This window comes from Colwellia sp. Bg11-28 (genome assembly GCF_002836245.1).
Classification (GTDB): domain Bacteria; phylum Pseudomonadota; class Gammaproteobacteria; order Enterobacterales; family Alteromonadaceae; genus Colwellia; species Colwellia psychrerythraea_A.
Map to the genome: position 1 here is coordinate 1,521,229 of NZ_PJBA01000006.1, position 25,581 is coordinate 1,546,809.

Consider the following 25,581-nt stretch of genomic DNA (forward strand, 5'->3'; position numbering starts at 1 on the left):
AACATAAGCGTTTTTATAATGAGTGATCGCTACCCTTAACGCGCATTGAAACAACAAACAATGTGCATTAAGGGGCGATTGGTTTTAGCTACACAAGTGTTAAACGATCGTCAGGCCGTACTCTTGGCTACCTTGTTGGATCCATAACCACACGTAGTCAGAAAAACTGCGGCGAACAACCAGCTGAAAGGAATTTTCGCTCACGCGCAAGATATGTGCACCGGTTTTAGCAAAGGTGGTACCCACGACTTTACCCACGGGAAAGCTATCAAGGTGTAAATCATAACCGGTCGATTTTTTCATCAAGTCGATAACATGCTCACCACTCAGTTCAATCAGGGTTTGCGCGCCACTGATATCACTGACGGCAAAGTGGCCGGTTAAATACGAACGCAGCTTTTGCTCGACTTCATCTTCACTGCCTGAGGCGACAATAATTAACCATTCATCGGGCGCTAACCACATGATTTGAGCCAGCTCACTCTTAGCGCTACTACATGGGGTAATAGGCAGTGCAACGCCTAGGGCTTCTTGCACACCGGCTAAAAATTCAGCATCTGCACAGTTGCCACGTAAGTTAAGGTGACCCAATAACTTATGCTCATGCAAGACAATGCCACCCGCGCTTGATTGGCCAATTAATTGGTCAAGCTGTGCATGGTGTAGCGGTGATTCTACTTGGATTGAGTTAGACATTTTGACGGTCTCCCTTTGGATCATAAAATACTGGGCTGCAAATTTCAGCTTCAACAGTGGTGCCATCACTTAATGGCAAAAAGACACTCTCACCTTTGCGGCTAATACCGCCTTTAACGACTGCTAAGGCAAACGAGTAGCCCATACAAGCACTGTAATAACTTGAGGTAACGTGACCCACCATTTTCATTGGGATGGATTGGTTTTTCTCAAAGACAATTTGTGCGCCTTCAGGCAGTACAAAGGTCGGGTCTTTAGGTTTTAAACCCACCATTTGTTTACGGTCATCACGTTTATTATCAAAGCGCGTCCAAGAGCGTTTACCAATAAAGCTAAAGTCTTTTTTCTTGCCAACTACCCAGTCCATGTCTAAATCTTGTGGCGTCACCGAGCCATCGGTGTCTTGTCCGACAATGATAAAGCCTTTTTCTGCGCGTAAAATATGCATGGTTTCGGTGCCGTACGGGGTGATATTAAACTCTTCACCGGCCGCCATCACTGCTTTCCAGGCATGCATGCCATAGTTCGCTTGCACGTTAATTTCAAACGACAGCTCGCCCGTAAATGAGATACGGAAAATGCGTGCTTTAACACCCGCAACCGTTGCTGCGCGCCAATCCATGTACTTGAAGCTGTCATTACTGACATCAATATCACAGATTTTCTCTAAGACTTTACGCGAATTAGGTCCTGAGATAGTCATGGTTGACCAATGGTCAGTCACGGTTGAGAAATACACCTCCAGCTCAGGCCACTCGGTTTGATGCCACAGCTCTAACCATTGCAATACGCCCGCTGCGCCGCCGGTAGTGGTGGTCATGATGAAACGGTTATCATCAAGACACACGGTAACACCATCATCAAAGACCATACCGTCTTCTTTACACATGACGCCGTAGCGACATTTTCCTACGCCTAACTTGCTCCATGGGTTGGTATAAACACGGTTTAAAAATTCGCGTGCATCTTTACCTTGGATATCAATTTTACCTAAAGTCGAGGCATCTAAAATGCCGACACTGTTACGCGTTGCTAAACATTCACGCTCGAGTGATTGCTGCATGGTTTCGCCTGGCTGTGGGAAATACCACGGGCGTTTCCATTGACCCACATCTTCAAACTCAGCGCCCTGTTCTAAATGCCATTTATGCATAGCGCTAAAACGTGCTGGGTCGAACAAGTGCTTCACATCCGCACCCGCTAACGCGCCAAAGGTGGTTGGCGTGTACATAGGGCGGAAGATAGTGGTGCCCGTTTCTGGAATGGTTTTACCTAACGATTTAGCGGTAATCGCCATGCCGTTGATATTACCTAATTTCCCTTGGTCCGTACCAAAACCTAACGCGGTGTAACGTTTGACATGCTCAATCGATTCAAAGCCTTCACGGTTAGCCAGTTCAATACCTGCAGCGGTGACATCATTTTGATAATCAACAAACTGTTTTGGCGCGCGACTGGTTTTTTTACTGTGCGGTATGTGAAACAGCGCCATGGACGCATCTTCTTGTGGGTCGCTGGTTGTTGGCGAGTTCCCCACGTAATGTCCGTCACCTTTGCCCGCCGCCTCTGCTGCAACAGCGCCAGTAGTGAAACCATCACTGATGACTTTTGATAACGCGTAAACGCCTTCCAGTCCACCGCAACTGTGTTGCTTTTGCACGGTATCACCAGGGACAAAGCCCGCAATGTCTTCGTTCCACACTGGACGAGAGCCGGTATGTGATGACAAATGAATCACGGGACTCCAACCACCTGAGCTGGCAACCGTATCACAGACAATATGTTTCGCCGGGCCAGTAACACTGTGATTACTCGCATTGATTGGCGCAACGTCAACGCCTTTGACGCGTTTGCTGCCCTTAACTTCAATCACGCCATGGCCAAAGATGATATCGATGCCCAGTTTTTTGACTTTATTGACCAAGTCGCCATTTGACGTGCTTCGCGTATCAACGATAGCGACCACTTTACGACCGGCTTGATGCCAATCAATCGCTGTTTTGTAAGCATTATCATTGGTGGTCATTAACACCAATTGCTTGCCTGGTACTACATCATAGCGATTAATGTAGGTAGACACCGCATTGGCTAACATACAACCTGGCACGTCATTGTTACCATAAACCAGCGGACGCTCATGAGCGCCAGTGGCTAAAATCACTTGTTTTGCACGCACTTTATGCACGCGTTGACGAGTGCTTTGCAGTTGGTGCTCACCTAAATGGTCGGTGCGACGTTCATTAATACCCACCAAGTTATGGTCGTAATAACCAAACACCGTGCTGCGAGGAAGTAACATCACGTTATCCATGTCGCTAAGCTGTGCCACGGTTTTTTCCACCCATTGACTCGGCAACTGGCCATCTATTTGCTGCGTTGAGCATAATAAACTGCCGCCAAATTCATTTTGCTCATCACTGATGATAACGCGTGCGCCTGTTTGTGCAGCAGATAACGCAGCGGCTAAGCCTGCTGGGCCACCACCAACAATCATCACATCACAATGATGGTGCATTTTGTCATAACTGTCCGGGTCACTTTGTTGAGGACTTGCCCCTAAACCAGCGCCTTTGCGAATTAAGTGCTCGTATGACATCCATAACGATTGTGGAAACATAAAGGTTTTGTAATAAAACCCGGGCGGCATCATCGAGCCACCGAGTTTGCCCACGGTGCCCATTAAATCGAAATCAACATTGGGCCAACCGTTGGTTGAGCTTGCTGTTAACCCTTGATACAGGTCGGTTTGTGTCGCGCGCGGGTTCGGAATAGTGGTCGCTTGCGTCGAGCCAATTTGAAAAATGGCGTTCGGCTCTTGCGAGTCACTGGTAATAATACCGCGAGGACGTGAGTACTTAAAACTACGCCCAACGACATCAACACCATTAGCTAACAAGGCTGATGCGACGGTATCGCCTTCAAAACCTTTATACTCTTTGCCGTTAAAGCTAAAGGTTAAGGTGCGGTTGCGATTAATGCGTTTGCTGCTTCCAGCGATCCGATTAACTTGGCTCATGATTGGCCCTCTTCACTAGCGGTAACACTGGGCTTTAGGCCCATTTTGTAAGTTTCCATGATTTCATAGGTCACGGTGTTTCGGGTCGCGTTGAAATATTTGCGACAACCGGCGGCGTGTAGCCACATCTCGTGATGTAAACCGCGCGGGTTTTTACGGAAAAACAAGTAACGTGCCCATTGCTCATCACTAATTTCTTCGGGTTGAAGTGGGCGCACGATATGAGCTTGCCCAGCAGGGCTAAACTCTTCTTCTTCGCGCAGCTCTTCACAATAAGGACAGTGGATAAGTAACATAATAAATTCCTCTTAGTGCGCAACACCGGCAGCGCCGTGTTCGTCAATTAATTCGCCTGATGAAAAGCGGTCGATACTAAAGGGTTTGGCTAACGGGTGTGGCTCATCGTGGGCGATAGTATGCGCAAACACATGTCCTGCGCCCGGCGTGGCTTTAAAACCACCCGTGCCCCAACCACAGTTAAAATACAGTCCTTTGATGTGTGTTTTCGAAATGATAGGACAGGCATCTGGGCACGTATCAACCACGCCGCCCCAGGCGCGATTAAGGCGCACACGACTGAAAATAGGAAACATTTCGATAATGGCGGCAATAGTATGCTCAACCACATTAAAAGAGCCGCGCTGACCATAACCGGTATAACCATCAATACCCGCGCCGATGACCAAGTCACCTTTATCGGATTGACTGACATAACCGTGTACATGATTGGACATGACCACGGTATTTAAAATCGGTTTTAATGGCTCTGATACCATCGCTTGCAGTGGATGAGATTCAAGCGGTAATTCCATGCCGACCATCTTGGCGATAACACTGGAGTTACCCGCAGCAACACACGCCACTTTACCGGCCGAAATAAAGCCGCGATTGGTTTCAACGCCCTCTACTGCGCCATCTTTGCGGCGAATGCCAGTGACTTCAGTTTGCTGTAATAAATCAACGCCTAACGCATCGGCTGCGCGAGCAAAACCCCAGGCAACCGCGTCGTGACGAGCAGTACCTGCACGGGCTTGCCATGAAGCGCCCATCACTGGGAAGCGTGCATTGGTTGAGCAATCTAAAATAGGCACCATTTCTTGTACTTGTGCGGTGCTCAATACTTCACCATCAATGCCGTTAAGACGGTTAGCATTCACGCGGCGTTCAATATCACGCATGTCTTGTAGGGTATGGCCTAGGTTTAATACACCGCGTTGACTAAACATCAAGTTATAGTTCAGCTCTTGTGCTAAGCCTTCCCATAATTTTAAGGAATGCTCATATAAGTGAGACGCTTCATCCCATAAATAGTTTGAGCGCACAATGGTGGTATTACGCGCGGTATTACCGCCGCCTAAATAACCTTTTTCAATCACGGCAATGTTCGTGATGCCATGCTCTTTCGCTAAATAATAAGCCGTTGCCAGACCATGTCCACCACCGCCTATGATAACAACATCATAGTGTTTTTTCGGGGTAGGATTACTCCAAACCCGCTGCCAATTCTCGTGGTAAGTTAACGAGTGTTTTAATAAACCAAATCCTGAATATTGTTGCATGGTATACCCTTTTTCTACATTGTATTATTGGCTAAACAAGGATAGCTAAGCCGCTTAGCGCTCCGTGGGTAAATACCCAAGTTACTTCAAAATGCAGAATTCAGCTGGCATTAGAAACGTCTTTAAGCAAGGCATTGATTGCAGAGAATGGCTGTCCCTTCTCAACATCAATAACGCAGCTTAAAACGTTTCTAAACCAGCCCTGCGGGGATGACTGAGCAAAACATGTTCATCGTTACATCTGTTTTTAATAGAACAACTATTAATAAAAAGATGTGCCTTGACCATGCCCCGCTCAGGCAACCTGAAACTCGCCTTTTGAAGCAGCTTGGGTATTAATTAGCGGTAGACCGGATTTCTTTCACATAAGTCCAACACTTTACTTCGCACGTCATCAATCACTTGCTCATTAGTAATGTCGTCTAACACATCACAAATCCAACCCGTTAATGCTGCTGCTTCTTCAAGTCCAAAACCACGACTGGTGATGGCCGGTGTGCCGATACGCAGGCCACTGGTAACAAACGGCGATTGTGGGTCGTTAGGCACGGAGTTTTTATTGACCGTGATATTGGCGCGGCCCAGTGCAGCATCGGCATCTTTACCGGTAATACCTTTATCGATTAAATCCAATAAAAACAGGTGATTGTCCGTACCGCCAGAGACTACGTTATAACCACGTGTTTGGAATGTTTTCGCCATTTCACGGGCGTTATCGATAACCTGTTGCTGATACTCAACATACCCCTCACCAAGTGCTTCTTTGAAACAAATTGCTTTGGCCGCGATGACATGCATCAATGGGCCACCTTGACCGGCAGGGAAAACGGCTGAATTTAATTTCTTAGCCAGTTCGTCATTTTGTTTCGCTAAAATCAAACCGCCACGAGGGCCACGTAAGGTTTTATGGGTAGTGGTAGTCACCACATCCGCAATCGGTACCGGGTTAGGATAAAGACCTGCCGCCACTAAACCAGCAACGTGCGCCATATCGACAAATAACCATGCGCCAATGCTATCGGCAATGTCACGAAAACGCTGCCAGTCAACTACACGTGAATACGCTGAGAAACCGGCAATAATCATTTTAGGTTGATGTTCTTGGGCGAGGCGTGCTACTTCGTCGTAATCAATTTCACCGGTAGCTTCATTTAAGCCGTATTGCACCGCGTTATAAATTTTACCGGAGAAGCTCACTTTGGAGCCATGGGTTAAATGACCACCGTGCGCTAAACTCATGCCCAGCACCGTTTCACCGGGCTTAAGTAACGCCATAAAGACTGCGGCATTGGCTTGTGAGCCAGAATGAGGTTGTACATTGGCGTAATCAGCGCCAAATAATTCTTTTGCACGATCAATGGCCAGTTGCTCAATCACATCAACGTGTTCGCAGCCGCCGTAATAACGTTTACCAGGATAACCTTCGGCGTATTTGTTGGTCAGTTGACTGCCTTGGGCTTGCATCACGCGCGCACTGGTATAGTTTTCTGAGGCAATCAGTTCAACGTGATCTTGTTGACGTTTATCTTCTTGCTCCATGGCTTGCCAAATACTGTCATCGAAACCGGCTATTTGATCATTTTTGTAAAACATTTTGCTTTCTCCGCGGCTAAACATGCCGTAGTTTTTATTTTAGGTTGTTTTGATACTGGCTTGATCACAAGCCAGTAATTGTTCTATTAACGCCATTACTACAATAAATTACGAACTCTACGTAGCAGTGACTTAATTAATTATGCTGCTAAGCGTGTTTGGCGGACATATTCGCCCCTTTCCTTACTTCAACAGTTTTATCTTCAGACATTTCCTCTTCTTCACGTTGATATCGGTCTAACTCTTCCGCTGACATTTTTGGTGAAAAACGTCCAAGTGCGGCATAGGTCAAACCAATTAATGGAGATAACCAACAGGCGAATGCTAGCGGAATATAAAGTAGGTTTTCAATATTACCTTCAGCAATCCCCAAACCTAGTGCGGTAATAACAAAAGCACCACCAGCATTCCAAGGTATTAGCGGAGAAATTAAGGTTCCACCTTCTTCAACAGCACGTGATAAGTTCAATTTCGAGTAACCTTTATCAACATAAGCTGGTGCAAACATTCTTCCTGGTAACGCAATGGAAAGGTAAGGGTCGCCAGCAACAAGGTTGGTTGCTATTGCAGCACCTGTAGCTGATGCTTGTAAGCCAAAAAATGACTTAACTCGGCCAAGTATTGCCGTAATAATAGTTTCCAGACATTTGGTACGTTCAAGTACGCCGCCAAAACCTAACGCAATGACAACTAACGTGATAACCCAGGTCATTGATTGAACACCACCACGATTTAGCAAGCCATCAATTTCAGAAACACCGGTTTCAATTTTATAACCTGATTGCATAAAGTTAAATATTTCATGCAATGAAGCGCCCTGAACGAATATAGCGAGTAACGCACCAGCCAATACACCAGCGAACAACGAAGGTAAGGCAGGCATCTTTTTAAGGGCAAGCACAATGACCAGTAATGGAGGTAGTAACACTAATAAGCTGATATTGAAATTGCTCTCTAGACCATTAGTAATAGCTTCTATTTTAGAGAAGTCGACTTCATTCGAACCAATTAGATTAAATCCGACAAATATATAGATGACCAAAGCAATAAGCATTGCAGGTACCGTTGTTGGTAACATATTACGAATATGATCAAATAAATTAACGCCCGTTACTGCAGGTGCCAGATTGGTAGTATCAGAGAGTGGTGATATTTTGTCACCAAAGAAAGCACCGGAAACTACAGCCCCTGCAGTCCAGTACATTGGAACATCAAAGCCAGAACCGATACCCATCAAGGCAAGGCCTACGGTACCTGTTGTACCCCAAGATGTTCCTAAAGATACAGATACTACGGCACATAACACCATGGCTGCAGCTAAAAATATTTCTGGATTCAATACTTTTAATCCGTAGTATATTAGCGCTGGTACAGTACCTGAGGCAATCCAGACGCCGACGATCATACCAACGGTCATTAGAATAGCAATTGACGGAAGCCCGACACGAATAACGTGCATCACTCCTTTTTCCATATCATCCCAGCGATAACCACGAAACCATCCCAAAGTGGCTGTAATCGCGATTCCAATAGCGAGAGGAATATGAGGCGTAAAGTCGCCGTAATAGAATAATTGAATGCCTAGAATTGTCAGTGTCAATATTATCGGCAGTATTGCCATAAATAAACTGGGTTTTATTATATTTTTTTCAGTCATTATTTACTCCTGTTGAGTTATCGGTTGTGAATAATAATTCAAAGATTTGAACTATTTCTCACCACCCTGATAACACTAAAGGCTAGATGTAAACTCAGAATTAATAACTTGTATAAAGATGTAAACAGGATTTTTAGCGGTGTTACATGAACGACAAATGACAGGAGAGTTTTCTTTTAAGTCTCTATATATGGGGCGTACAGCTGAGATAGATTACTAACTATTTTTAGTTTTTTATTATCTAATTTATGATTAAACTGTGTTTTAGCTATAAATAAACTAGGTTATAAGCACAATTCCAACCTAGATTATCTATTGTTAATTTAAGAGATAGCTTATTTTAATGTGATTCAACTGCAGTAGGTTTCAGCTTTAGCTAAACTTTGCTCCATAATGGGATTGAGTTGTAAAAGCAGTTGTGAAACTTGCTTAATGGTACCCTTTTTGGCGTTCTGCTCGAGTTGACGTAATAGATTACTGGCTTTAACAAAACCGAGCATATCACAAGCACCTGCGAGTGCATGGGCTTGATGTTCTACTTCATAATGATCGCCACTCGCCAGGCTTTGTTTCAATGCAGGCCAAAGTTGCTGTTGAGTTTTACAAAAGCTTTCCATGAGTTTTGCTAATTTAGCCGGACCTAAAATCTGTAGATGGGTTTCGATCATTGATACATCAAGTAACGGCATATTGCTAGTAGTATCTATCTGCTGAATAGCTTTAGATAGTTTGGGTTTTTGTGGGTCGAGTGCACGCTCTATAGCCTCTAATAGTAACTGTTGCTTCACAGGTTTAGCGACAACATCTTGTAATCCAGCATTAAAATAGTCTTGAATATCGTCGGGCCGAACGCTAGCAGTTAACGCGATTATCGGCGTTTTATAATTGCAGCATTTATCGTTTTCGCGAATTTTGGCACTGATATCTAGTCCGCTTATTCCTGGTAAATGCATATCCATTAAAATGATATCAAAAGTCTCTCGATTGGCCGTTTCTATGGCATCATGACCATTATCAGCCAATATCACTTGGTGTTTTTCAAGCAACCCCAGTACTACCTGTTGATTAATTTCGACATCTTCTACTAATAAAATTTTGAGTGGTGGCAGTTCCGGTAATACTGCTTTAGCTTTAAATTCACTCGCTTTAGCTACTTTTAGTTTTACTTCAACCCAAAAAGTACTACCTTGGCCTACGGTACTTTCTACACCAATCTGTCCGCCCATTTCCTGACTTAATTGACGGCAAATCGACAGTCCTAAGCCTGTCCCACCAAAACGACGCGTGATCGACTCATCGGCCTGAGTAAAGCGTTCAAATATGTGCTGCTGCAATGCCGGTTCAATGCCAATGCCGCTATCTTGTATTGAAAAACGCAATCGATGTTGATGTTCACTTTGTTCAAGTTGTGAGACGCGGAGCAATATTTCACCTTGATCGGTAAATTTGATCGCATTAGCCAATAAATTAGTTAATATTTGGCGTAAGCTACCTGCCGCGTCATGGTAACAATCACCCGCGACTGGTGTATCAAGTTTCAACTGCAAATGTTTTTCATTTGCTTTAGGTTGCATCAAACTAATAAGACTATGTAGTAACTCATCCAAAGAGAAAAAAGATTCAGAACAGACATAACCCCCCTCTTCCAGTTGAGCGAATTGCAATACATGGTCAAAGGTTTCAAGCAAGGCTTCTGTTGAATCATGCAAAATCTTCACACGATGAGATTGGGGATCAGTAAGCTCATTATTTTGTAGTAGTTGAATCATGCCAAGCATACCATTCATTGGCGTACGAATTTCATGACTCATGGTCGCTAAGAACTGTGATTTCGCTTTGTTAGCTTCTTCGGCAACTTCTTTCGCTTGTTGCAAACTCATGGTTCGACGTTCTACCATTTGTTGCAACTGATCGCGATTATAGCGTAATGCTTGCTTCTCTTCTTCTCGTCGATTTATATCATGACGAATCGCCAGTCGCATATCATTAAGCGCATTGACTAATTGATTCAATTCATCAGGGGAATTAGGTTGTCGACGACTTAATGCTAGGGGAGCTTCAAGTTCACCGTCACCAATCGCTTTACTGTAACCCGCCATACTTTCGAGATGTCTAGTGATAAGTCTTTGTAAAATCATCATTATCACTAACATGATCAGTACAACCAGAAGTGTTTGGTTTAATAAAATATTAAAACCAGTTTGCCATAATCTAGCGTGTATGGTGGCTAGGTTGGTGGCAATAATCAATGTACCTAATTGGCGTCTATTACTTTGTTCATTTCTACTATCAGTATTGCCAATCCGCTTGTTAGGAATGCTAAGTTCAAAGCTTGATTTCATCACCTTGCCCTCAACAACTTGCTCAGGCAAACGCATAAGTGTTTTATTGGTATGGTCTTTAAGTTCAAGGCTAGCAATATCTGGCAGCGCTTTAATACCTTTAAGTTGTAGTTCAAGCTGAGCCTGATCAAAATCCCACATACTACGAGCCAAACTGGCGATGTAACTAGTACTAATTAATTGGATCTGCTGATCGATATTACGCATTTCTCGACGGTAATCTAAGGTAATTTGTACCGCGGTCGACAGCATAATAAAGACAAAGCTATAAAGGGTGGTATAAACCATCATCCGATAACTTAATGGGTGATCTTTAGGGTAACGGATCAAACGACGTAAGCCGAGTATGTTAGGAAAATTCACGGGGTATTCGCTTTAGTTGATGACTCAAGATAAGTCTTACTGTACTTAGTAACTAACTGCTGTATTTTACCACTTTGATGCAACTCATTTAAGCGTTGGTTAATATAAGGTAGGTGCTGACTGAGCTCACTGTGGGAGCCTAACGCCAAATAATAGTACTCGGTTTTTAACTTAAATGGAGCAGCGATAATTTGTTTGGTATAGCCAAATTTTTGAGTTTGTAATTTACCGCTAACAATGCCTAATGGTATGAAATCAATTCTGCCTTGAGCTAATTTTTTTAAATTCTGTTGGCCCTCTGAAACGTACTCTACCTGATTATGCTCTTCAATAAATTTATCTAAACTATCACCGAAACTATCACCAAATAGCAAGCCCACTGTTTTTCCTTTTAAATCATTGAGTGAATGATAAATTTTACTATTGTTCGGATTGACATAAATACCAATGGGATCGTCAACAATATGTTGCTCACTGAAGTCAAAATCAGGCTCGCGACTTGCTATCCTATAGGCCGCCACCACAATATCAGCATGTCCTGTTTTAACTTCCGACAAACAACGTTTCCAATTACCTAAGGTATCAAGCCTAACTTGGTAGCCAAGTTCGGCGAAAATCAGTTTAACTACTGCGGGTGCAACACCAACTAACTGTTCCTGTTGAACCCAAGAGACAGGTGGATAATAAGGATGGCCACATGCGATTAGCTCTCTTGTTTGACCTTTGGCTGATTGGAACACCATCATTAAACCAATGATTATCAAAAAACAATGAGCTAACCAGGATGGTTTCATACGACATCAACAAGTTTTGGTGTGAATAAATAACCTGCGCCATGCACAGTCAAGATTAAGCGTGGATTGGTAGAATCATCACCAAGCTTGCGACGCAAACGACCGATTAAGACATCAACCGTGCGATCCGTTGGTACCCATTCTCGGTTACGTATCTGATCGAGAATTTGGTCTCGAGTCATTATCTGGCCAACATGGTCCATCAGACATTTTAATAACTGAAATTCACCTTCAGTTAATTGCACTGTTGTTTGTTCTTCATCGATAAGTTGACGTCTAACAGGGTTCAGTTTCCAACAATCAAATGCCTTTAAAATATAGTCATCATTATCTGCAGATTTTACTTGTTGGCATAGTCTGACACGGCGGATGAGATTCTTAGCCCTAGCCAAAATTTCACGAGGATTAAAAGGTTTGGTCACATATTCATCTGCGCCACATTCGAGTCCGATCAGACGATCAACTTCGTCCTGACTGCCCGTGACTAAAATAATGCCAACTTCGTTATTTACCCGTAACTCTCTGGTTAAAGTCAGGCCATCTTTACCAGGCATTCGGATATCGAGCAAAATGAGATCTACTGTGCCAAGGACCAATAACTCTTCGGCCTCTTCAGCAGTCGTTGCACATGAAACGTCATAACCTTCATTTTCAAAGTAACTACTTAAAACCTGACGAGTCAGTTCATCATCATCAACTATTAAAATTTTAGTGTCAGATAGCATTATTAGTGTCCCCTAATTATTCTTCTTATTATTATTTTAGCTCAGTCTATCGATAAATTTCATCCCGTCAAGTCACAAAAGTGGCTTGTAAATGCCTTGGCATACCTTGTTTACAACTTTGCACATGTTATTTATCGTGGGTTTACATCGTACCGTTAGTGTTTTGTTCGCTGGTGTATAAACCACCAAGCCAAACAAGAAGGTTGGCGATTAAATTCCCATTTGGTCAGCCCTCACCTTCTTGAATAATTATAACAATTCCACAATAAGTACAAGGGTATAGCATGAAACACACAAGATTAAAGTCAGTATTACTTCCTTTAGCGTTAGCGTTACCTATCTTCGCCGCACAAGCTGCAGAAGATGCGACTGAAGCTGAATTACAACGCCAGTTTAATGAAATTAAAACACGCTTAGCGCAGCTAGAACAAGGCAAAGTAGTCACAGCAGAGCAAGAGTCAAATACAGAAATGAGTTTCTATGGCACGTTGCGCCCTACTTTTGGTGTAACTAGTACCGATGACAACGATAGCTGGGATGTAGGCGACGCACTGTCACGTATAGGCTTTACTGCTGAGCATAAATTGAGTAATGGCATGATTGGCTTTACCAGAGGTGAATTTAAAGTCCAAATCCAAGGCGATGCTCACTTTGGTGACGCCCGCAAAGCTTATGTTGGTATAAAAGGTGACTTTGGACGAGTCGCTATTGGTAAACAAGATACTACTAGTTATGCAGTAATGGGAGTGGTTGATATATTTAACCGTACTAATACACCCTTAGCTTATGATGATGTCGGTGTATTCCGTAAGCAGGAATTAGTTTCTTATCGTAAATCTTTTGGTAACTTGCAATTACGAGGTGAAGCACAATTCTCTGGTGAAAACGATGATGTAGATGGCAGCGAACTGTTCAATGCTGGTGCAATTTATACAGGCAGTGATTATACGCTTGGTTTTGCTTATCTAACCAGAGACTTTACAGGTGCTGATGAAAATAGCATTGCTGTAACAGCGTCTAAAAGTATTGGTGATTGGTATTTTGCTGCCGCTTATGGTGGTTTTTCACGCGATGTAGTTGATGGCGATATTACGACAATAGATGTCGTAGCGACCTATGCAATCAATAGCGAATATAAGTTATTGTTTGGCGCATCACAATTTGATGATGAGCAAGCTGAAGTCAATTCAAAAGATGTTGCACGCTTTAATACAACGCTTGAATGGCAAGGCAGCAAAGATTTCCGCTTATTTATTGAATACCAGCATAACGAATATGACAATGACGACGTTAACCTAGCCGTTAGCGATAGCGACCAGCTAACCGTTGGTATGCGTTACAACTTCGATGTTAAGTTTTAATCAAAATGATGATGCGTAGAATCAATCTTTTTGAACTATAAATCATCACTTTAATATTAGCGCGGCACTCAATTAAACCAAGTGCCGCGTCATTTAAACTTACGGTTCCTATTCACAGTTCCGACTTCAATCAAGGCGACAAGAGAATTTTATGATAAGTGCTTTTGACATGGTTAGTATAGGAATTGATCCATCCAGCTCTCACACTGTTGGCCCGATGCGCGCTGCTTTTCGTTTTAGCAAATTACTTCAACAAAAAAAGGTGCTAGAGCGTGTCAGTCATGTAAAAACTGAATTATTTGGTTCTCTGGCACAAACTGATATCAGTCATGGTAGCTGTAAAGCTGTGCTTTTAGGATTAGCCGGGTTCGAACCGGAAACCATTGATCCGGATATTATTGATGCATTCCTACTACAGGTTGAAACCACTCAGCGTTTATCATTACTCGGCGTGCACGACAGTAGCTTTCCACGCCAAAATGCCGTTACCTTTCATGGTCCACAAACGTTACCTGACCATGCTAATGCGATGGAGCTTAGAGCTTATAACGGTGAAGAATTATTACTTAGCCAAATTTACTATTCGGTTGGCGGTGGTTTTATTGTTAATAAAAGAAAATGGAATCGTTAATCACCTTACACGATGTCAATTCCAAGCTTTTAATGAAACCCCAAAAGAGTCTATAAACACAAAAACCTCATAGACCTAGCTGTCCGAATTACACCAACATATTGCGTTATAACAACAGAGATTAAAATATGAAACGTTTACTAGCGACAGTTTTTACACTTTTACTTATTTCTTCAGGAATGACTTATGCTGAAAAAATAACGGCAATCAATGATACTTGGGCACCATTTATCTCCCCTGACCTTCCAGGCCAGGGCATTGCATTACAGATAGTACGGGCTGCTTTTAAAGAACAAGGCCATGAAGTAGAAATGACATTCGTACCATGGGCAAGATCTATTAAATCGGTCAAAGAAGGAAGAGTTGATATTCTCGTTGGCACTTGGTGGACAAAAGAACGTAGTACCTTCTTAAATTATAGCGATGATTATCTCGTCAATAATATAAAATTTATTAAACGCGCTGATGATTCATTTGAATTCGATGGTTTAGACAGTTTGAATAGAAAAAACATCGGGATCATTCGTGATTATGGGTACGATGATGAATTTAAGAATGCAGTTAATTTTAAGAAAATTGCAACCAGTAATCTTATTAATAACCTTAAGAAATTAACGCACAATCGTATAGATCTCACGTTAGAAGATGAAATAGTAGCGCGTGCGTTCATAAAAAATGAAGCACCTGAGCTTAAAGATAAAATTTCATTTTCAACTACTCCACTATCGAGTAATACATTACATATTACCAGTGGTTTAAAAAATCCAAAAAGCAAAAGAATTATTGCTGATTTCAATAAAGGATTAGAGAAAATAAAAAATAATGGTGTTTACGATTCAATATTGAAAACAAACGGACTAATGTAAAGATTTATACCCGTTACCATTCAAAGTGTAATATTTCAGAGGGAATTAAAATGACTTTAGGCAAGGAAAATAATTTAAGCATAGTCATTCTATGCTTTGATTATTTAACGCAGTATAAAGTTATTTTAAAGCCATCGATGAAGCGCTTGATAACGGGTATATATAACAATTAATTAGCACTAGGAATACTAAGTGAGCATAGAAAATAATTATCGAGAAATCATTGCAACCATTGGTGAAGACATTAACAGAGATGGCCTAATTGATACCCCTAAACGTGCTGCAAAAGCGATGGAGTTTTTAACGCAAGGTTATCAACAAAACATTAATGATGTGGTAAATGGAGCATTATTTGAGTCTGAAGCAGATGAAATGGTTGTAGTCAAAAATATCGAATTATACTCGATGTGCGAACACCATATGCTGCCATTTATTGGTAAATGTCATATCGCATATTTTCCTAGCGGTAAAGTTTTAGGACTATCAAAATTTGCTCGAATCGTTGATATGTATGCGAGGAGATTACAAATTCAAGAAAACCTAGCCAGAGAAATCGCATTATCTATACAAGAGATAACCGGTTCTATTGGTGTAGGTGTCATTATTGAAGCGCAACATTTATGCATGATGATGCGTGGTGTAGAAAAACAAAACTCATCAATGACAACATCAGTAATGTTAGGGGAAATGAGAGAAAATCCCTCTGCAAGACAAGAGATGTTGTCGTTAGTTAAGTAACTGTTAGGAGCATTATGCCTTTTTAGACCATTTTTCTTTATGGATAAGTTGGCTAATGTTTTCTCTGGGTAACCAACCAAACGTTTCTAACTCTGGTTTATCTTTAAAGTTTGAAACATACCCTAAACATAAATAGGCAATTATCTCGATGTTGTCAGGTATACCTAATGTTTCTCTCAATACATCATCATGTATGATACTCACCCAGCCCAAGCCTATATTTTCAGCCCTTGCCGCTAGCCAAATATTTTGAATCGCACACACTGTGCTATAGAGATCCATTTCAGGTTTTATTGTTCGTCCTATGACAACAGGACCATTTCGTTCTCGATCACAGGTAACACATATTCCTAATGGTGCTTCTAAGATACCTTCCAATTTGAAACTTTGATATTCTGCTCTTTTTTCATCTGAAAATTTCTGAGCTGATTCAACGCTGGCTGATTCATAACCTTTTTTTAGTGCATTTTTTGTTTGTTCTTCAGTAACCAATATAAAGTCCCAAGGCTGCATAAAACCAACACTAGGAGCATGGTGTCCGGCCTTAAGGATACGTTCTAATACTTCATCAGGAATAGCTTTAGGGATAAAGTCCTTTCGCACATCTCTACGTGAGTGAATCACCTTATATAACGCATCTCTTTCTACATCAGTAATATTCATATTCGCCTTTAACAAACCGTTTAATCGCCTTGTTGTGTGAATTATTAGCTACAGGCTAATTTTGTTTGTTGTATACAGTCTTTTTGGGATCGTTCAGTTGACTCTCCCCCCATACAAAAATCAAGTCTTAGCGTTCTTTTTTCCACAGTAAAACTATCCTCTGAAGAAACAGGAAGCCATTTCCATTTTTTCAGCATTCTACGCGAATATTTACCAATACTCTTGTTAGGTATTGAATTAATAATTTCTACATTTTCAGTTTTACCCGAGTCTGAAATATCAAATGATAGGATTGCGCAGCCTCTTATCCCTGATCGAGCAAGTTCTATTGGATATTTGGGAGTATTTTTATTTTCACGCTCCCACGTAAATTTACTCGTTGGATTTATATCGGTAACCTGTACATCAGCGTAAAACTTCTTTGCTGAGCTACTGATGGATACGATCATAAGAGCGAAAACAATTAACGTCACTAATCTCTTCATATAAACTTCCTTGTTTAATCAATTTACATAACGCCTTGTTAGGCTTTCGCACTATCTTTTATTGCTTCCGTATTCGCAATGCGCTTGATGATCCAAACATTCAACGATTTGTTTACCTTGTTCAGATGAAAAAGCGTATTTACTTATTATGTTTTAACCACAGCAGTCACTGTCACTTGAACGTCCACCGATTAAATAAAATCTTTTACCCTTTCTATATCCACGTAAGACACCGAATCCAATAAAAAGTGAGATCGCGCCTAACAATGGAATATCTATATAAAATAGCAGTACGCTAACTGCGACTAGAACTACACCTATTAATATTTGCATTAATTTTTCCTAAATATTTCGAGTCTAATGAGAGTAATTAGCACTAAAAGTTACCCTGTTATAGGCTAAATCCATTCTTGCTTTTCTGACGATACGGTTACTTCACTATGATGTTCGCCCGTATGAGCAGTAGATGAAGGTTCAACCATCATAAAGTGCGTATCTGGCTGTGCTTTAGGGCAATGTTCAACACCTTTAGGAACGACATACATTTCACCGGCGTTAAGTACAATATTCTCACTTCTCAATTGCAAAGTAAGTTGCCCTCTAAACACAATAAAAAGTTCATCTTCATTATCATGTTTATGCCAGACAAGTTCGCCACTACCTTTGGCTATTTTAACTAATTGACCATTTGATTCAGCGATAACCTTTGGAGTCCATACTTCGTTGAACAGGCCAAACTTTTCACTAATATTGATTTTATTCATTGAACCCTGCTTAATATATAGCGCCCAGTTACTGGGCTACGTAATAATTGAATATCTTTTTCTCTAAACAGAACAAACGGCAAGTCATTTTTTTAATTTATTATTCTGTTTTCAATATACTAAACAAATGATTATCATAGAATTTACCGTCTTTATATATTGCTTTCTTGTGTATAGCCTCTAATTTTAAACCACATTTATCTAAAACGCGCATGGAAGCCGTGTTTTCTGAAAAGACAGATGCAAAAAGTCTCACAATGTCTGTAGTTATAAATATCAGTGGTATTAATTCGCAAATAGCCTGAGTGGCAATACCCTGTCTCCAGTAATCTTTTGCAATCCAATAGCCTATTTCAGCAGAGCGTTGATATTCAAACTCCCCTCTATCTGCTCCAATACACCCAATCAAAGTACCATTACACTCTATTGCTTTAACAATCCCACATTTACTTCCAGTCGAAATCCACCATTGTGCATCTTGTAGAGTATAGGGTTTTGGTATTTTTGATGATAAGTATTTAACGACTTCTGGTTCATTCAAAATATGTGTAAGTAGTGCTGTATCTTCTTCTTTGAATTCTCTAAGAGTTATCATCGTGTTTATTCAATCTGCAAAGGCTAAAGGAAAACATAATTCCCTAAAAATGGGCTGGAAGTTTAACAACAATAAATGAAGAGTATAAAGTCAAATGGCTTATTTTTCTTGTAAGTTAGCTTGTTATAAGACTAACTCATTGTTTAATGAGTTACAGCATAATCAATAATTACACCATAGCCACTGTAAACAATAATAAATAACCCCATGTAACGAATTATCTTCAAGAAACTAGGACTCAAATTGAGATTAAATTTTGCGGTATCTAAAAATTTACCGTGAGATATTTGAACAAGCATAACGCCCAGTGCAAAGACAACAATAAAATCTATCCAGTATGCTAAATCCATTGTTCAACTCCAACCCTTGAAAGGTTCATAACGGCTAAATAAGAGACTGATAACGCGTTTATACACAGTGACTAATTTGATAATGTCTTTGCAGATTTACGGTAACTTTACCCCAGTTCGAGTTTTTCACTCTCAATTGATGCCTATCAAATGCTTGCTGGTCAGTAAACTCCTCATAAACATTAAACTTATTACTATTGATACTATCTTGAGTTACGTCAAAAATTAAGCAACCAGACTCTTGCCTTGTCAACATTTCATGCGTGATAAGCGCTTCTTGCACTTTAGCTAAGTCAACATCAGGAACAACGATGTGACCTTGTAAAATAATTTTAGACATTGCACTGCTCTCCTGAATGTATAACAACTTATTATGGTCATGCCTCAGTTATACTGAAACAAAAAAAACATCTAATTATCGTTAATATCACACAAAATCAGCGCATTATAAACAGTGTAATCACTATTTTTTATATATAGTTTAATCTAACGATTATGTTTCATTAACGAATAACGCTCTCTAGATTTTACAGCGTTATAGCGTCTACATGTGGCTATTGGACTCCATGCAAATGTGTTATCGTTTAGCCAATAGATATACTCAAAGGTTTGTTACTAAAGATGTTGTTTGAACTGATTTTTCTCTTCTTCGCAGGTATTTTGGGCGGCGTTATTAACTCAATTGCAGGCGGCGGAAGTTTCATTACATTCCCCGCACTTATGTTTGTCGGCATTCCCCCTATTCTAGCAAGTGCGACCAATACTTTTGCGTCGTGCGCGGGTTATATGAGTGGTACTTATGCTTTTCGAAAAGAAATTTCTACTCATAAAGATGAACTGTCCCAAATCATAATAATCAGCTTAATTGGCGGTATTACTGGTGCATGGTTGTTACTGAAAACGCCTGAAGCAGTATTTCGTGAAGCCATTCCTTGGTTACTTTTATTTGCTACCCTACTGTTTGTCTTTGGTGGACAAATTAATACTCGATTAAAAAAAATGGCGTCCAATCACCGTTATGCCTCATCCGTAGGTGGGATTTTACTGTTAATTATACTCTTAGGTGTGTCGGCATATGGCGGTTTCTTCAACGCTGGACTAGGCATTATTACGCTCAGCTATTTAGCATTAGCTGGTCATACTAATATCAATACCATGAATGGGTTAAAGTTATTAATCTCATCGACAGTGTCACTGATTGCCATCGCACTGTTTATTTATAATGATGTCATTGCCTGGTATGAAGGCTCTATTGTGTTATGTGGCACCTTAGCAGGAGGCTATGTTGCGGCGAATGTATCTCGCCAACTCCCTCAAAAACAGGTTAGACGATTTGTTATTGTGGCGAGTGTTGCTACCACACTTTATTTCTTTTTTGATATTTATGTAGGCTAACTCTCAGGTTGTAGTTCAGTGGATATAGCCAGTAATTAAGAACTAAAGAGCACTGTTACCAGCAAGCTTACTGTTTAAGAACGAATAAAAAAGCCTGCTTCTTTATCAAAAGCAGACTCGATTTAATTTATTAAATAATGACGGAGCTATTTCACTGTCTTTTCGGGTGATATTTTACCATCCATCACTTTCTGGCTAAGTCCGTAATAACGCATAGTAAAGGTGAAGTCTGTGCCTTTGGTGTCGATATTATTTACCGCATTGTCGCTACAGTTAAATGAAACAGTTACCGTACCATCTTTGTTTTCTTCCCACGTATGAGAACTAACATTTTTTACACCTTCAATTAAGTAACGACTGCTGTCATAAGCGGTAATTGAGGTAAAATACTTGGATTCTGGGTTTTCAAAAGTGGTAGATAGACATTCCCCACTATTTAATATTACCGAGTTAGTATATTTGTTAGCTACATTCACTTCGGGTGATGAGCCTCCCCAACCATTTGCATTCTCTAAATTCCACTGATGAAGGTCTGTGATATCTTTTGAAGTACGTGGAAAGGTATATTCAAAAGCTGAACCACTGGTTTCTTTAGTTAAACGTGCAGTCCACTCTTCAACTTCTTCAAAGTCGTAATTAGGCAACTGATAAGTACCAAATTTGAAGGAATCATCTTTGATCAACTGCTGTGCACTACGTGCTGCATCTAAACCTTTTTCAGTGCCTGTTCGATAGATTAAGAAAGCGTACTTCGTTTCAATCGACACATTATAATCACCTTCACCCACGACGTAGTATTGGCCATGACCACCTTCGGTAACTACTTGAACCGCAATATACACATCACTTTTTGGAATAGAGAATTTTACTTTGCCATCAACTGCCTCAGTGATAACTACTGAATACAGAGTATCGTCATTCATTTGTACCGTTGGTGCAGCTTTGCCTCGTGGCGGTAACTGTTTCATGTGTGCAATATGATTATTAGCACCAAATTTCAGCCAATTATTGTAGTTTCTAGCCGTTTCAGCTTTAGCATAATTGCCTTCAGTAATTTTTATTTTATTACTGTTAACATTTTCATCTACATTCATTTCTACAGGTTGGTTTTGAGCACAAGCTGAAAGCAGGCTAATTACTGATAATGCGACAATTGATTTTTTAACGTTCATTCTTAATATCCTTTTAACTGAGTATGTTAAGTGTTGTGTGCTAATTCATTGTAAGCATAATAGCTGATCAATGAATCCCGCTCCAATGACTTAATTTCATAATTAATATGCGTACCATACATATTACTGAGTACCAATACGTTCCATCTAGTGATATAGATTTACTCATTACTCCATTTTTATAGATCGATACTGCATGTAATTAATTGAACAATCCAGCAGTTAAAAGAGTCGGCGTGAATACGAATGTGCTTTTATTGAACGGAAAAAGCAGATTTAATAACCTATACTCCATGGGTTTAATGCGATTTAAGTTGTGTATTAAAGAAACTAACCTTCGGAGAAATCACAATGAAAATAGTTAACATTATTTTATTAATGCTATTAGTCAGTCTAAATGTTGTTGCTCAGGACCGATTAGAAATGTTTAAAGATTATGACTTAAGTAAAGAAGTCCTTTCTGTCACTACAGTTAAAGTAGATCCCAACATGGAAGATGTTTATTTGGCTGGATTAACAAAGAGCTGGATAAAAGCAGTAAAAATTCAGAAGGATTTAGGGCACATAAAAGACTGGAATATATGGGCGAGTGAATTACCACAAAGTGGAGATTTTAATTTGGTTTTAACCGTCACTTTTGAAAGCTCTAAAGATCTAGATCCTAATAAAGCTAAGTATGATAAGTTCATGAAAATATGGGGAGAAGAAAATCAAAAGATCTCTCAGGAAACCTCAGCAAAATACCCTGAAGTTAGAGAGTTAACCGGTGAATACCGATTGAGAAAAATAATTTTTAAATAATAATGTTGAGCTTTGCCATAACAAATTTATAGAAAAACAATATTTTGTTTTAAAATTTAACAGCGCTAAGCAGAAGATTCATATTGCAACTTCTAGCTTCCGTTTAGCGCACATTAAAGCTCTTTCTCAACTTTAACTATAGATTAAAGATTCAACATTTCGTGTCTTCTTTTCTTCTTTATTTACTGGTTATTTTTTTAATTTAACCGCTGTTCCAAAAACCATAATTTCAGATGAGCCATCCATTATTGCACTTGTTGTAAAACGAATACCTACAACCGCATCCGCTCCCTTTTCTTCTGCATTCGCAACTAGACGTTGAATGGCGATGTCTCTCGCATCAGTTAGCATCTCTGTATAACCACGTATTTCACCGCCGACAATACTTTTTAGGCCTGCCATTATGTCCCGTCCAATATGCTTCGCTTGAACTACATTACCAGTGACGACACCGACAATTTCTTCTATTTCTTTTCCTGGGATTGACTCAGTCGTTGAATAAATCATACAAGCTCCTTGAAAAATAACGCCCAAATAACAGGCTAAGTAATCGTTGGCTAAAATGTAAAACGAACTGGAACGCAGCCAACGGTTACGTGTCCTTTTTTACTTACGTGTTAACTGGTATTTGAACGCAATAATGCGACGTGTTGCTCATAGCCAACTTGATTAAAATTGCTAGAATGATAATTCATAAAACCATGTAAGTATTCAACTTGTGTTGTTATTACATTATGTTTTGTTGTTAGCACTTCTTTAAGCTTAGAAACATCAAAATGTGATTCATTTTTAGGAAAGATTAAATTTATTTTAAAACAAGGCTCTATTTTAGTGTAATTCCGTATTTGTGAACCATAAAAGCAAAACGCTTGTTTAATTATATGATTTACCTTATTGGTAGAGAGTCTCCAAATTGCTGAAGCTCCTACACTGAAACCAATAAGCGTTGTTTGACTATCGAGAGATTCTAACCTTCCTACTACTTTTGAAACGTATCTATCAAGCCCAACGGTAGTGATGAAACATGAATATGCCTCAGCTTCATTGATAAAATCCATACTTTTTCCTTCGTATGGATCAATAATCGTATTTGCCCCGAGTTTATCCTTTAATGTTAATAAAGCGGGTGTGATACCAAAAACATCTGAAACTATAATTACACTCATAAACCTTGGTTGCCAATTTTCGCCCAAATTACAGGCTTAAAAGAGTTAATCTATAAGCTCAACATTCGTTTTTTCAATCTTGCTAAATCAATCGCGTTTGAGCGCACCGTTAGCTTAATATGACTATTTTCATACTCTTCTTTAGTAACACTCATTCTCGATCGAATTTCACCTATGATACCGTTAGCGGTATAAGGAACAATAATTTCCTCTTCAATCATCTCTTCCTGCGCAATACCCACAATATATTTATGCAATTTACTCACATCAGCCGGATTACGAGCAGATGTCATCATGGCATTAGGAAACTCTTCCATCAGTGCTTGTTGTTGCTCAATGCTAAGTTGATCTGATTTGTTCAGTACCAGTAACTTTTTACTGTCTTCAACACCAACTTCGTCCAGCACTTCGTGTACGACATCGAGTTGCGCACGAAACGAAGGATCAGAGGCATCGACTACATATAGCAGTAATGATGCATCCTGCGCTTCTGCTAAGGTTGAATGAAATGAGGCGACTAGATCGTGCGGTAGTTTTTTAATAAAACCAACAGTGTCCGACACTAATATTCGTGGTTGAGTGATAGGAAATAAGGCACGAACCGTAGTATCAAGCGTCGCAAAAAGTTTATTTTCACCTTCAACATCACTACCGGTAATAGCTCGCATCATTGATGACTTGCCCGCGTTGGTATAACCAACCAAAGCAACACAAAAAAGCTCAGAACGTTGGGTACGTCGGCCTTTCATTTCATGTTGAACACTCACCAATTCTCGCTTAAGTTCGGCTAATTGGTCACGCACGGCACGACGGTTCAGCTCTAGCGTAGTTTCGCCAGCACCTTTACCCATTTGACGTTCTTTATCACCACATGAGGTCTCACGAAGTCGTGGCGCTACATAATTAAGTCGAGCAATTTCAACCTGTAATTTCGCGGTTTTGGTACGGGCATGACGACTAAATATTTCAATAATAATGCCGGTACGGTCAAAAACCTCTACGCCTAATTGATTCTCGACATTACGCAGCTGAGATGGGCTTAAATCACAATCAAATACCACCACATCAGCACAAGCAAATGGAAGGTTGTCTGATGGGATATCTGAAGAATTAACCATAAATTCAACGTCATCAGTTTCTTCGCCAACAGAAAGGTCTTCAACTTCTTCCATGTCTTCAACCTCACCTTGATTACCCGTGAGATGCGCTATTTCTGCCAGTTTTCCTAAACCTAGTACATTAACTTTTTTAGTCGAACTCTGCTTTTGCGACTGAGTGCCGACTACTTTAAAACCGAGTGTAGTCACTAAACGCGCAAGCTCTGCCAGTGATTCTGTTGCTTCATCACCTTTAAAGTCAGGTGTACAAATAGAAATAAGTAAAGCGTTAGTGAGTGATGCTTTTGCTGTTAGTTGCATAATTTTTTATGTTAGTGCACTTAATACCCATTGGTAAAAATGCAAACCTAAGTTTTTATCTAAAGTAGTTTGATCCTACGCTGTTATAGCTGAGCTTTATAGAGCAAGAGAAAACTAAATACCAAATCTGCTAAGTTATTTCCATATTAGCGACATTAAAAGGCTTATCGGTACATCCTTAAATGTAGATTATGATTAGGGTCTGTTGATCTTTCGAGATTATTTTTGCAGTGATTTGTTGGGTATTTATACAAGGCAGAGCCTTTGTCATGTGGTTGTTCCACATAAAAAGGCGATAACGCCGTAAAAATGACCAACAAACGCTGTCCGAAGGATTCGACTAAAAGCGTTTTACTCTTTGTTGAGTAGTATTTGCTTAGAATGACTAGGCTACACACTACTCGCCGCGATTAAAACGCTTTACTCTCTTT

At 40.3% G+C, this 25,581-nt stretch carries 26 protein-coding genes; 6 read left to right on the forward strand and 20 right to left on the reverse strand.

Annotated elements, in window-relative coordinates:
- Positions 1 to 99: 99 nt before the first annotated feature.
- The 9 genes from CXF79_RS13820 to CXF79_RS13860 form a co-directional block, all read right to left on the reverse strand.
- Positions 100 to 696 carry a sarcosine oxidase subunit gamma gene (locus CXF79_RS13820; protein ID WP_101155606.1) on the reverse strand — a complete coding sequence of 199 codons (597 nt, stop codon included), beginning with the start codon at positions 694 to 696 and terminating at the stop codon, positions 100 to 102.
- Entirely contained in the window at positions 689 to 3,712 is a 3,024-nt protein-coding gene (locus CXF79_RS13825) for a sarcosine oxidase subunit alpha (protein WP_101155608.1), read from the reverse strand. Before CXF79_RS13825 ends, CXF79_RS13820 begins: the two co-directional genes overlap by 8 nt.
- Positions 3,709 to 4,008: a sarcosine oxidase subunit delta gene (locus CXF79_RS13830; RefSeq protein WP_011043289.1), complete on the reverse strand. Its 300-nt coding sequence runs from the start codon at positions 4,006 to 4,008 to the stop codon at positions 3,709 to 3,711. The genes CXF79_RS13825 and CXF79_RS13830 overlap by 4 nt, the downstream gene beginning before the upstream one ends.
- A gap of 12 nt (positions 4,009 to 4,020) precedes the next feature.
- On the reverse strand, positions 4,021 to 5,271 hold the full coding sequence (locus CXF79_RS13835) for a sarcosine oxidase subunit beta family protein (RefSeq protein ID WP_101155611.1): 1,251 nt from the start codon (positions 5,269 to 5,271) through the stop codon (positions 4,021 to 4,023).
- Between the two features lie 339 nt (positions 5,272 to 5,610).
- Positions 5,611 to 6,864 (reverse strand): serine hydroxymethyltransferase, encoded by a 1,254-nt coding sequence (gene glyA / locus CXF79_RS13840; protein ID WP_101155614.1) that lies wholly within the window; start codon positions 6,862 to 6,864, stop codon positions 5,611 to 5,613.
- A 148-nt stretch (positions 6,865 to 7,012) separates the two neighbouring features.
- Complete coding sequence (gene nhaC, locus CXF79_RS13845) at positions 7,013 to 8,521, reverse strand: Na+/H+ antiporter NhaC (protein WP_101155616.1); 1,509 nt, start codon at positions 8,519 to 8,521, stop codon at positions 7,013 to 7,015.
- 350 nt (positions 8,522 to 8,871) lie between these two features.
- A complete protein-coding gene (locus CXF79_RS13850) occupies positions 8,872 to 11,226 on the reverse strand; it encodes an ATP-binding protein (protein WP_101155618.1) in 2,355 nt (784 codons plus the stop codon).
- The gene (locus CXF79_RS13855; RefSeq protein WP_101155620.1) at positions 11,223 to 12,020 is read right to left on the reverse strand and encodes a substrate-binding periplasmic protein; all 798 of its coding nucleotides are present in this window, start codon (positions 12,018 to 12,020) and stop codon (positions 11,223 to 11,225) included. The genes CXF79_RS13850 and CXF79_RS13855 overlap by 4 nt, the downstream gene beginning before the upstream one ends.
- Positions 12,017 to 12,745 (reverse strand): response regulator transcription factor, encoded by a 729-nt coding sequence (locus CXF79_RS13860; protein ID WP_101155622.1) that lies wholly within the window; start codon positions 12,743 to 12,745, stop codon positions 12,017 to 12,019. Before CXF79_RS13860 ends, CXF79_RS13855 begins: the two co-directional genes overlap by 4 nt.
- A 284-nt stretch (positions 12,746 to 13,029) precedes the next feature.
- Between CXF79_RS13860 and CXF79_RS13865 the strand changes: the two genes are divergently transcribed.
- From CXF79_RS13865 to folE, 4 genes are all read left to right on the forward strand, one after another.
- Positions 13,030 to 14,106 (forward strand): porin, encoded by a 1,077-nt coding sequence (locus CXF79_RS13865; RefSeq protein WP_101155624.1) that lies wholly within the window; start codon positions 13,030 to 13,032, stop codon positions 14,104 to 14,106.
- Positions 14,107 to 14,257: 151 nt separating this feature from the next.
- Positions 14,258 to 14,737 carry a serine dehydratase beta chain gene (locus tag CXF79_RS13870; protein WP_101155626.1) on the forward strand — a complete coding sequence of 160 codons (480 nt, stop codon included), beginning with the start codon at positions 14,258 to 14,260 and terminating at the stop codon, positions 14,735 to 14,737.
- A 128-nt stretch (positions 14,738 to 14,865) separates the two neighbouring features.
- Positions 14,866 to 15,603 carry a substrate-binding periplasmic protein gene (locus tag CXF79_RS13875; protein ID WP_101155628.1) on the forward strand — a complete coding sequence of 246 codons (738 nt, stop codon included), beginning with the start codon at positions 14,866 to 14,868 and terminating at the stop codon, positions 15,601 to 15,603.
- Positions 15,604 to 15,795: 192 nt separating this feature from the next.
- Positions 15,796 to 16,341, forward strand: a complete 546-nt coding sequence (folE, locus tag CXF79_RS13880) for a GTP cyclohydrolase I FolE (protein ID WP_101155630.1) — start codon at positions 15,796 to 15,798, stop codon at positions 16,339 to 16,341.
- A 12-nt stretch (positions 16,342 to 16,353) separates the two neighbouring features.
- Here folE and bluB read toward each other — a convergent pair whose 3' ends face one another.
- The 6 genes from bluB to CXF79_RS13915 form a co-directional block, all read right to left on the reverse strand.
- Entirely contained in the window at positions 16,354 to 17,004 is a 651-nt protein-coding gene (gene bluB / locus CXF79_RS13885) for a 5,6-dimethylbenzimidazole synthase (protein ID WP_101155632.1), read from the reverse strand.
- 44 nt (positions 17,005 to 17,048) lie between these two features.
- Positions 17,049 to 17,489, reverse strand: a complete 441-nt coding sequence (locus tag CXF79_RS13890) for an energy transducer TonB (RefSeq protein ID WP_101155634.1) — start codon at positions 17,487 to 17,489, stop codon at positions 17,049 to 17,051.
- 398 nt (positions 17,490 to 17,887) lie between these two features.
- Positions 17,888 to 18,253 carry a cupin domain-containing protein gene (locus CXF79_RS13900; RefSeq protein WP_011043275.1) on the reverse strand — a complete coding sequence of 122 codons (366 nt, stop codon included), beginning with the start codon at positions 18,251 to 18,253 and terminating at the stop codon, positions 17,888 to 17,890.
- Positions 18,254 to 18,353: 100 nt separating this feature from the next.
- Positions 18,354 to 18,848: a GNAT family N-acetyltransferase gene (locus CXF79_RS13905; RefSeq protein WP_101155640.1), complete on the reverse strand. Its 495-nt coding sequence runs from the start codon at positions 18,846 to 18,848 to the stop codon at positions 18,354 to 18,356.
- 143 nt (positions 18,849 to 18,991) lie between these two features.
- Complete coding sequence (locus tag CXF79_RS13910) at positions 18,992 to 19,198, reverse strand: hypothetical protein (RefSeq protein ID WP_101155642.1); 207 nt, start codon at positions 19,196 to 19,198, stop codon at positions 18,992 to 18,994.
- 58 nt (positions 19,199 to 19,256) lie between these two features.
- Positions 19,257 to 19,538 (reverse strand): putative quinol monooxygenase, encoded by a 282-nt coding sequence (locus CXF79_RS13915; RefSeq protein WP_101155644.1) that lies wholly within the window; start codon positions 19,536 to 19,538, stop codon positions 19,257 to 19,259.
- A gap of 281 nt (positions 19,539 to 19,819) precedes the next feature.
- Between CXF79_RS13915 and CXF79_RS13920 the strand changes: the two genes are divergently transcribed.
- Positions 19,820 to 20,593 carry a sulfite exporter TauE/SafE family protein gene (locus tag CXF79_RS13920; RefSeq protein WP_101155646.1) on the forward strand — a complete coding sequence of 258 codons (774 nt, stop codon included), beginning with the start codon at positions 19,820 to 19,822 and terminating at the stop codon, positions 20,591 to 20,593.
- Between the two features lie 146 nt (positions 20,594 to 20,739).
- Here the strand turns inward: CXF79_RS13920 and CXF79_RS13925 are convergent, their stop codons facing one another.
- Positions 20,740 to 21,765 carry a DUF1254 domain-containing protein gene (locus tag CXF79_RS13925; RefSeq protein ID WP_101155648.1) on the reverse strand — a complete coding sequence of 342 codons (1,026 nt, stop codon included), beginning with the start codon at positions 21,763 to 21,765 and terminating at the stop codon, positions 20,740 to 20,742.
- A gap of 351 nt (positions 21,766 to 22,116) precedes the next feature.
- On the opposite strand from CXF79_RS13925, the gene CXF79_RS13930 reads away from it, so the two are divergent.
- Positions 22,117 to 22,566 (forward strand): hypothetical protein, encoded by a 450-nt coding sequence (locus CXF79_RS13930; RefSeq protein ID WP_011043269.1) that lies wholly within the window; start codon positions 22,117 to 22,119, stop codon positions 22,564 to 22,566.
- Between the two features lie 189 nt (positions 22,567 to 22,755).
- Here the strand turns inward: CXF79_RS13930 and CXF79_RS13935 are convergent, their stop codons facing one another.
- From CXF79_RS13935 to CXF79_RS23675, 4 genes are all read right to left on the reverse strand, one after another.
- Positions 22,756 to 23,073, reverse strand: a complete 318-nt coding sequence (locus tag CXF79_RS13935; protein ID WP_011043268.1) for a heavy metal-binding domain-containing protein — start codon at positions 23,071 to 23,073, stop codon at positions 22,756 to 22,758.
- Between the two features lie 110 nt (positions 23,074 to 23,183).
- On the reverse strand, positions 23,184 to 23,732 hold the full coding sequence (locus CXF79_RS13940; RefSeq protein ID WP_198560063.1) for a hypothetical protein: 549 nt from the start codon (positions 23,730 to 23,732) through the stop codon (positions 23,184 to 23,186).
- Between the two features lie 50 nt (positions 23,733 to 23,782).
- Positions 23,783 to 25,150: a GTPase HflX gene (gene hflX / locus CXF79_RS13945; protein ID WP_101155652.1), complete on the reverse strand. Its 1,368-nt coding sequence runs from the start codon at positions 25,148 to 25,150 to the stop codon at positions 23,783 to 23,785.
- Between the two features lie 164 nt (positions 25,151 to 25,314).
- The gene (locus tag CXF79_RS23675) at positions 25,315 to 25,548 is read right to left on the reverse strand and encodes a hypothetical protein (protein ID WP_101155654.1); all 234 of its coding nucleotides are present in this window, start codon (positions 25,546 to 25,548) and stop codon (positions 25,315 to 25,317) included.
- Positions 25,549 to 25,581: the final 33 nt, after the last annotated feature.

Excerpts from the sequence above, each read along its gene's own strand:
- CXF79_RS13820 (WP_101155606.1), bottom strand. The coding sequence starts at position 696 with ATGTCTAACTCAATCCAAGTAGAATCACCGCTACACCATGCACAGCTT.
- CXF79_RS13825 (WP_101155608.1), bottom strand. The coding sequence starts at position 3,712 with ATGAGCCAAGTTAATCGGATCGCTGGAAGCAGCAAACGCATTAATCGC.
- CXF79_RS13830 (WP_011043289.1), bottom strand. The coding sequence starts at position 4,008 with ATGTTACTTATCCACTGTCCTTATTGTGAAGAGCTGCGCGAAGAAGAA.
- CXF79_RS13835 (WP_101155611.1), bottom strand. The coding sequence starts at position 5,271 with ATGCAACAATATTCAGGATTTGGTTTATTAAAACACTCGTTAACTTAC.
- glyA (WP_101155614.1), bottom strand. The coding sequence starts at position 6,864 with ATGTTTTACAAAAATGATCAAATAGCCGGTTTCGATGACAGTATTTGG.
- nhaC (WP_101155616.1), bottom strand. The coding sequence starts at position 8,521 with ATGACTGAAAAAAATATAATAAAACCCAGTTTATTTATGGCAATACTG.
- CXF79_RS13855 (WP_101155620.1), bottom strand. The coding sequence starts at position 12,020 with ATGAAACCATCCTGGTTAGCTCATTGTTTTTTGATAATCATTGGTTTA.
- CXF79_RS13860 (WP_101155622.1), bottom strand. The coding sequence starts at position 12,745 with ATGCTATCTGACACTAAAATTTTAATAGTTGATGATGATGAACTGACT.
- CXF79_RS13865 (WP_101155624.1), top strand. The coding sequence starts at position 13,030 with ATGAAACACACAAGATTAAAGTCAGTATTACTTCCTTTAGCGTTAGCG.
- CXF79_RS13870 (WP_101155626.1), top strand. The coding sequence starts at position 14,258 with ATGATAAGTGCTTTTGACATGGTTAGTATAGGAATTGATCCATCCAGC.
- CXF79_RS13875 (WP_101155628.1), top strand. The coding sequence starts at position 14,866 with ATGAAACGTTTACTAGCGACAGTTTTTACACTTTTACTTATTTCTTCA.
- bluB (WP_101155632.1), bottom strand. The coding sequence starts at position 17,004 with ATGAATATTACTGATGTAGAAAGAGATGCGTTATATAAGGTGATTCAC.
- CXF79_RS13890 (WP_101155634.1), bottom strand. The coding sequence starts at position 17,489 with ATGAAGAGATTAGTGACGTTAATTGTTTTCGCTCTTATGATCGTATCC.
- CXF79_RS13900 (WP_011043275.1), bottom strand. The coding sequence starts at position 18,253 with ATGAATAAAATCAATATTAGTGAAAAGTTTGGCCTGTTCAACGAAGTA.
- CXF79_RS13905 (WP_101155640.1), bottom strand. The coding sequence starts at position 18,848 with ATGATAACTCTTAGAGAATTCAAAGAAGAAGATACAGCACTACTTACA.
- CXF79_RS13910 (WP_101155642.1), bottom strand. The coding sequence starts at position 19,198 with ATGGATTTAGCATACTGGATAGATTTTATTGTTGTCTTTGCACTGGGC.
- CXF79_RS13915 (WP_101155644.1), bottom strand. The coding sequence starts at position 19,538 with ATGTCTAAAATTATTTTACAAGGTCACATCGTTGTTCCTGATGTTGAC.
- CXF79_RS13920 (WP_101155646.1), top strand. The coding sequence starts at position 19,820 with ATGTTGTTTGAACTGATTTTTCTCTTCTTCGCAGGTATTTTGGGCGGC.
- CXF79_RS13925 (WP_101155648.1), bottom strand. The coding sequence starts at position 21,765 with ATGAACGTTAAAAAATCAATTGTCGCATTATCAGTAATTAGCCTGCTT.
- CXF79_RS13930 (WP_011043269.1), top strand. The coding sequence starts at position 22,117 with ATGAAAATAGTTAACATTATTTTATTAATGCTATTAGTCAGTCTAAAT.
- CXF79_RS13935 (WP_011043268.1), bottom strand. The coding sequence starts at position 23,073 with ATGATTTATTCAACGACTGAGTCAATCCCAGGAAAAGAAATAGAAGAA.
- CXF79_RS13940 (WP_198560063.1), bottom strand. The coding sequence starts at position 23,732 with ATGAGTGTAATTATAGTTTCAGATGTTTTTGGTATCACACCCGCTTTA.
- hflX (WP_101155652.1), bottom strand. The coding sequence starts at position 25,150 with ATGCAACTAACAGCAAAAGCATCACTCACTAACGCTTTACTTATTTCT.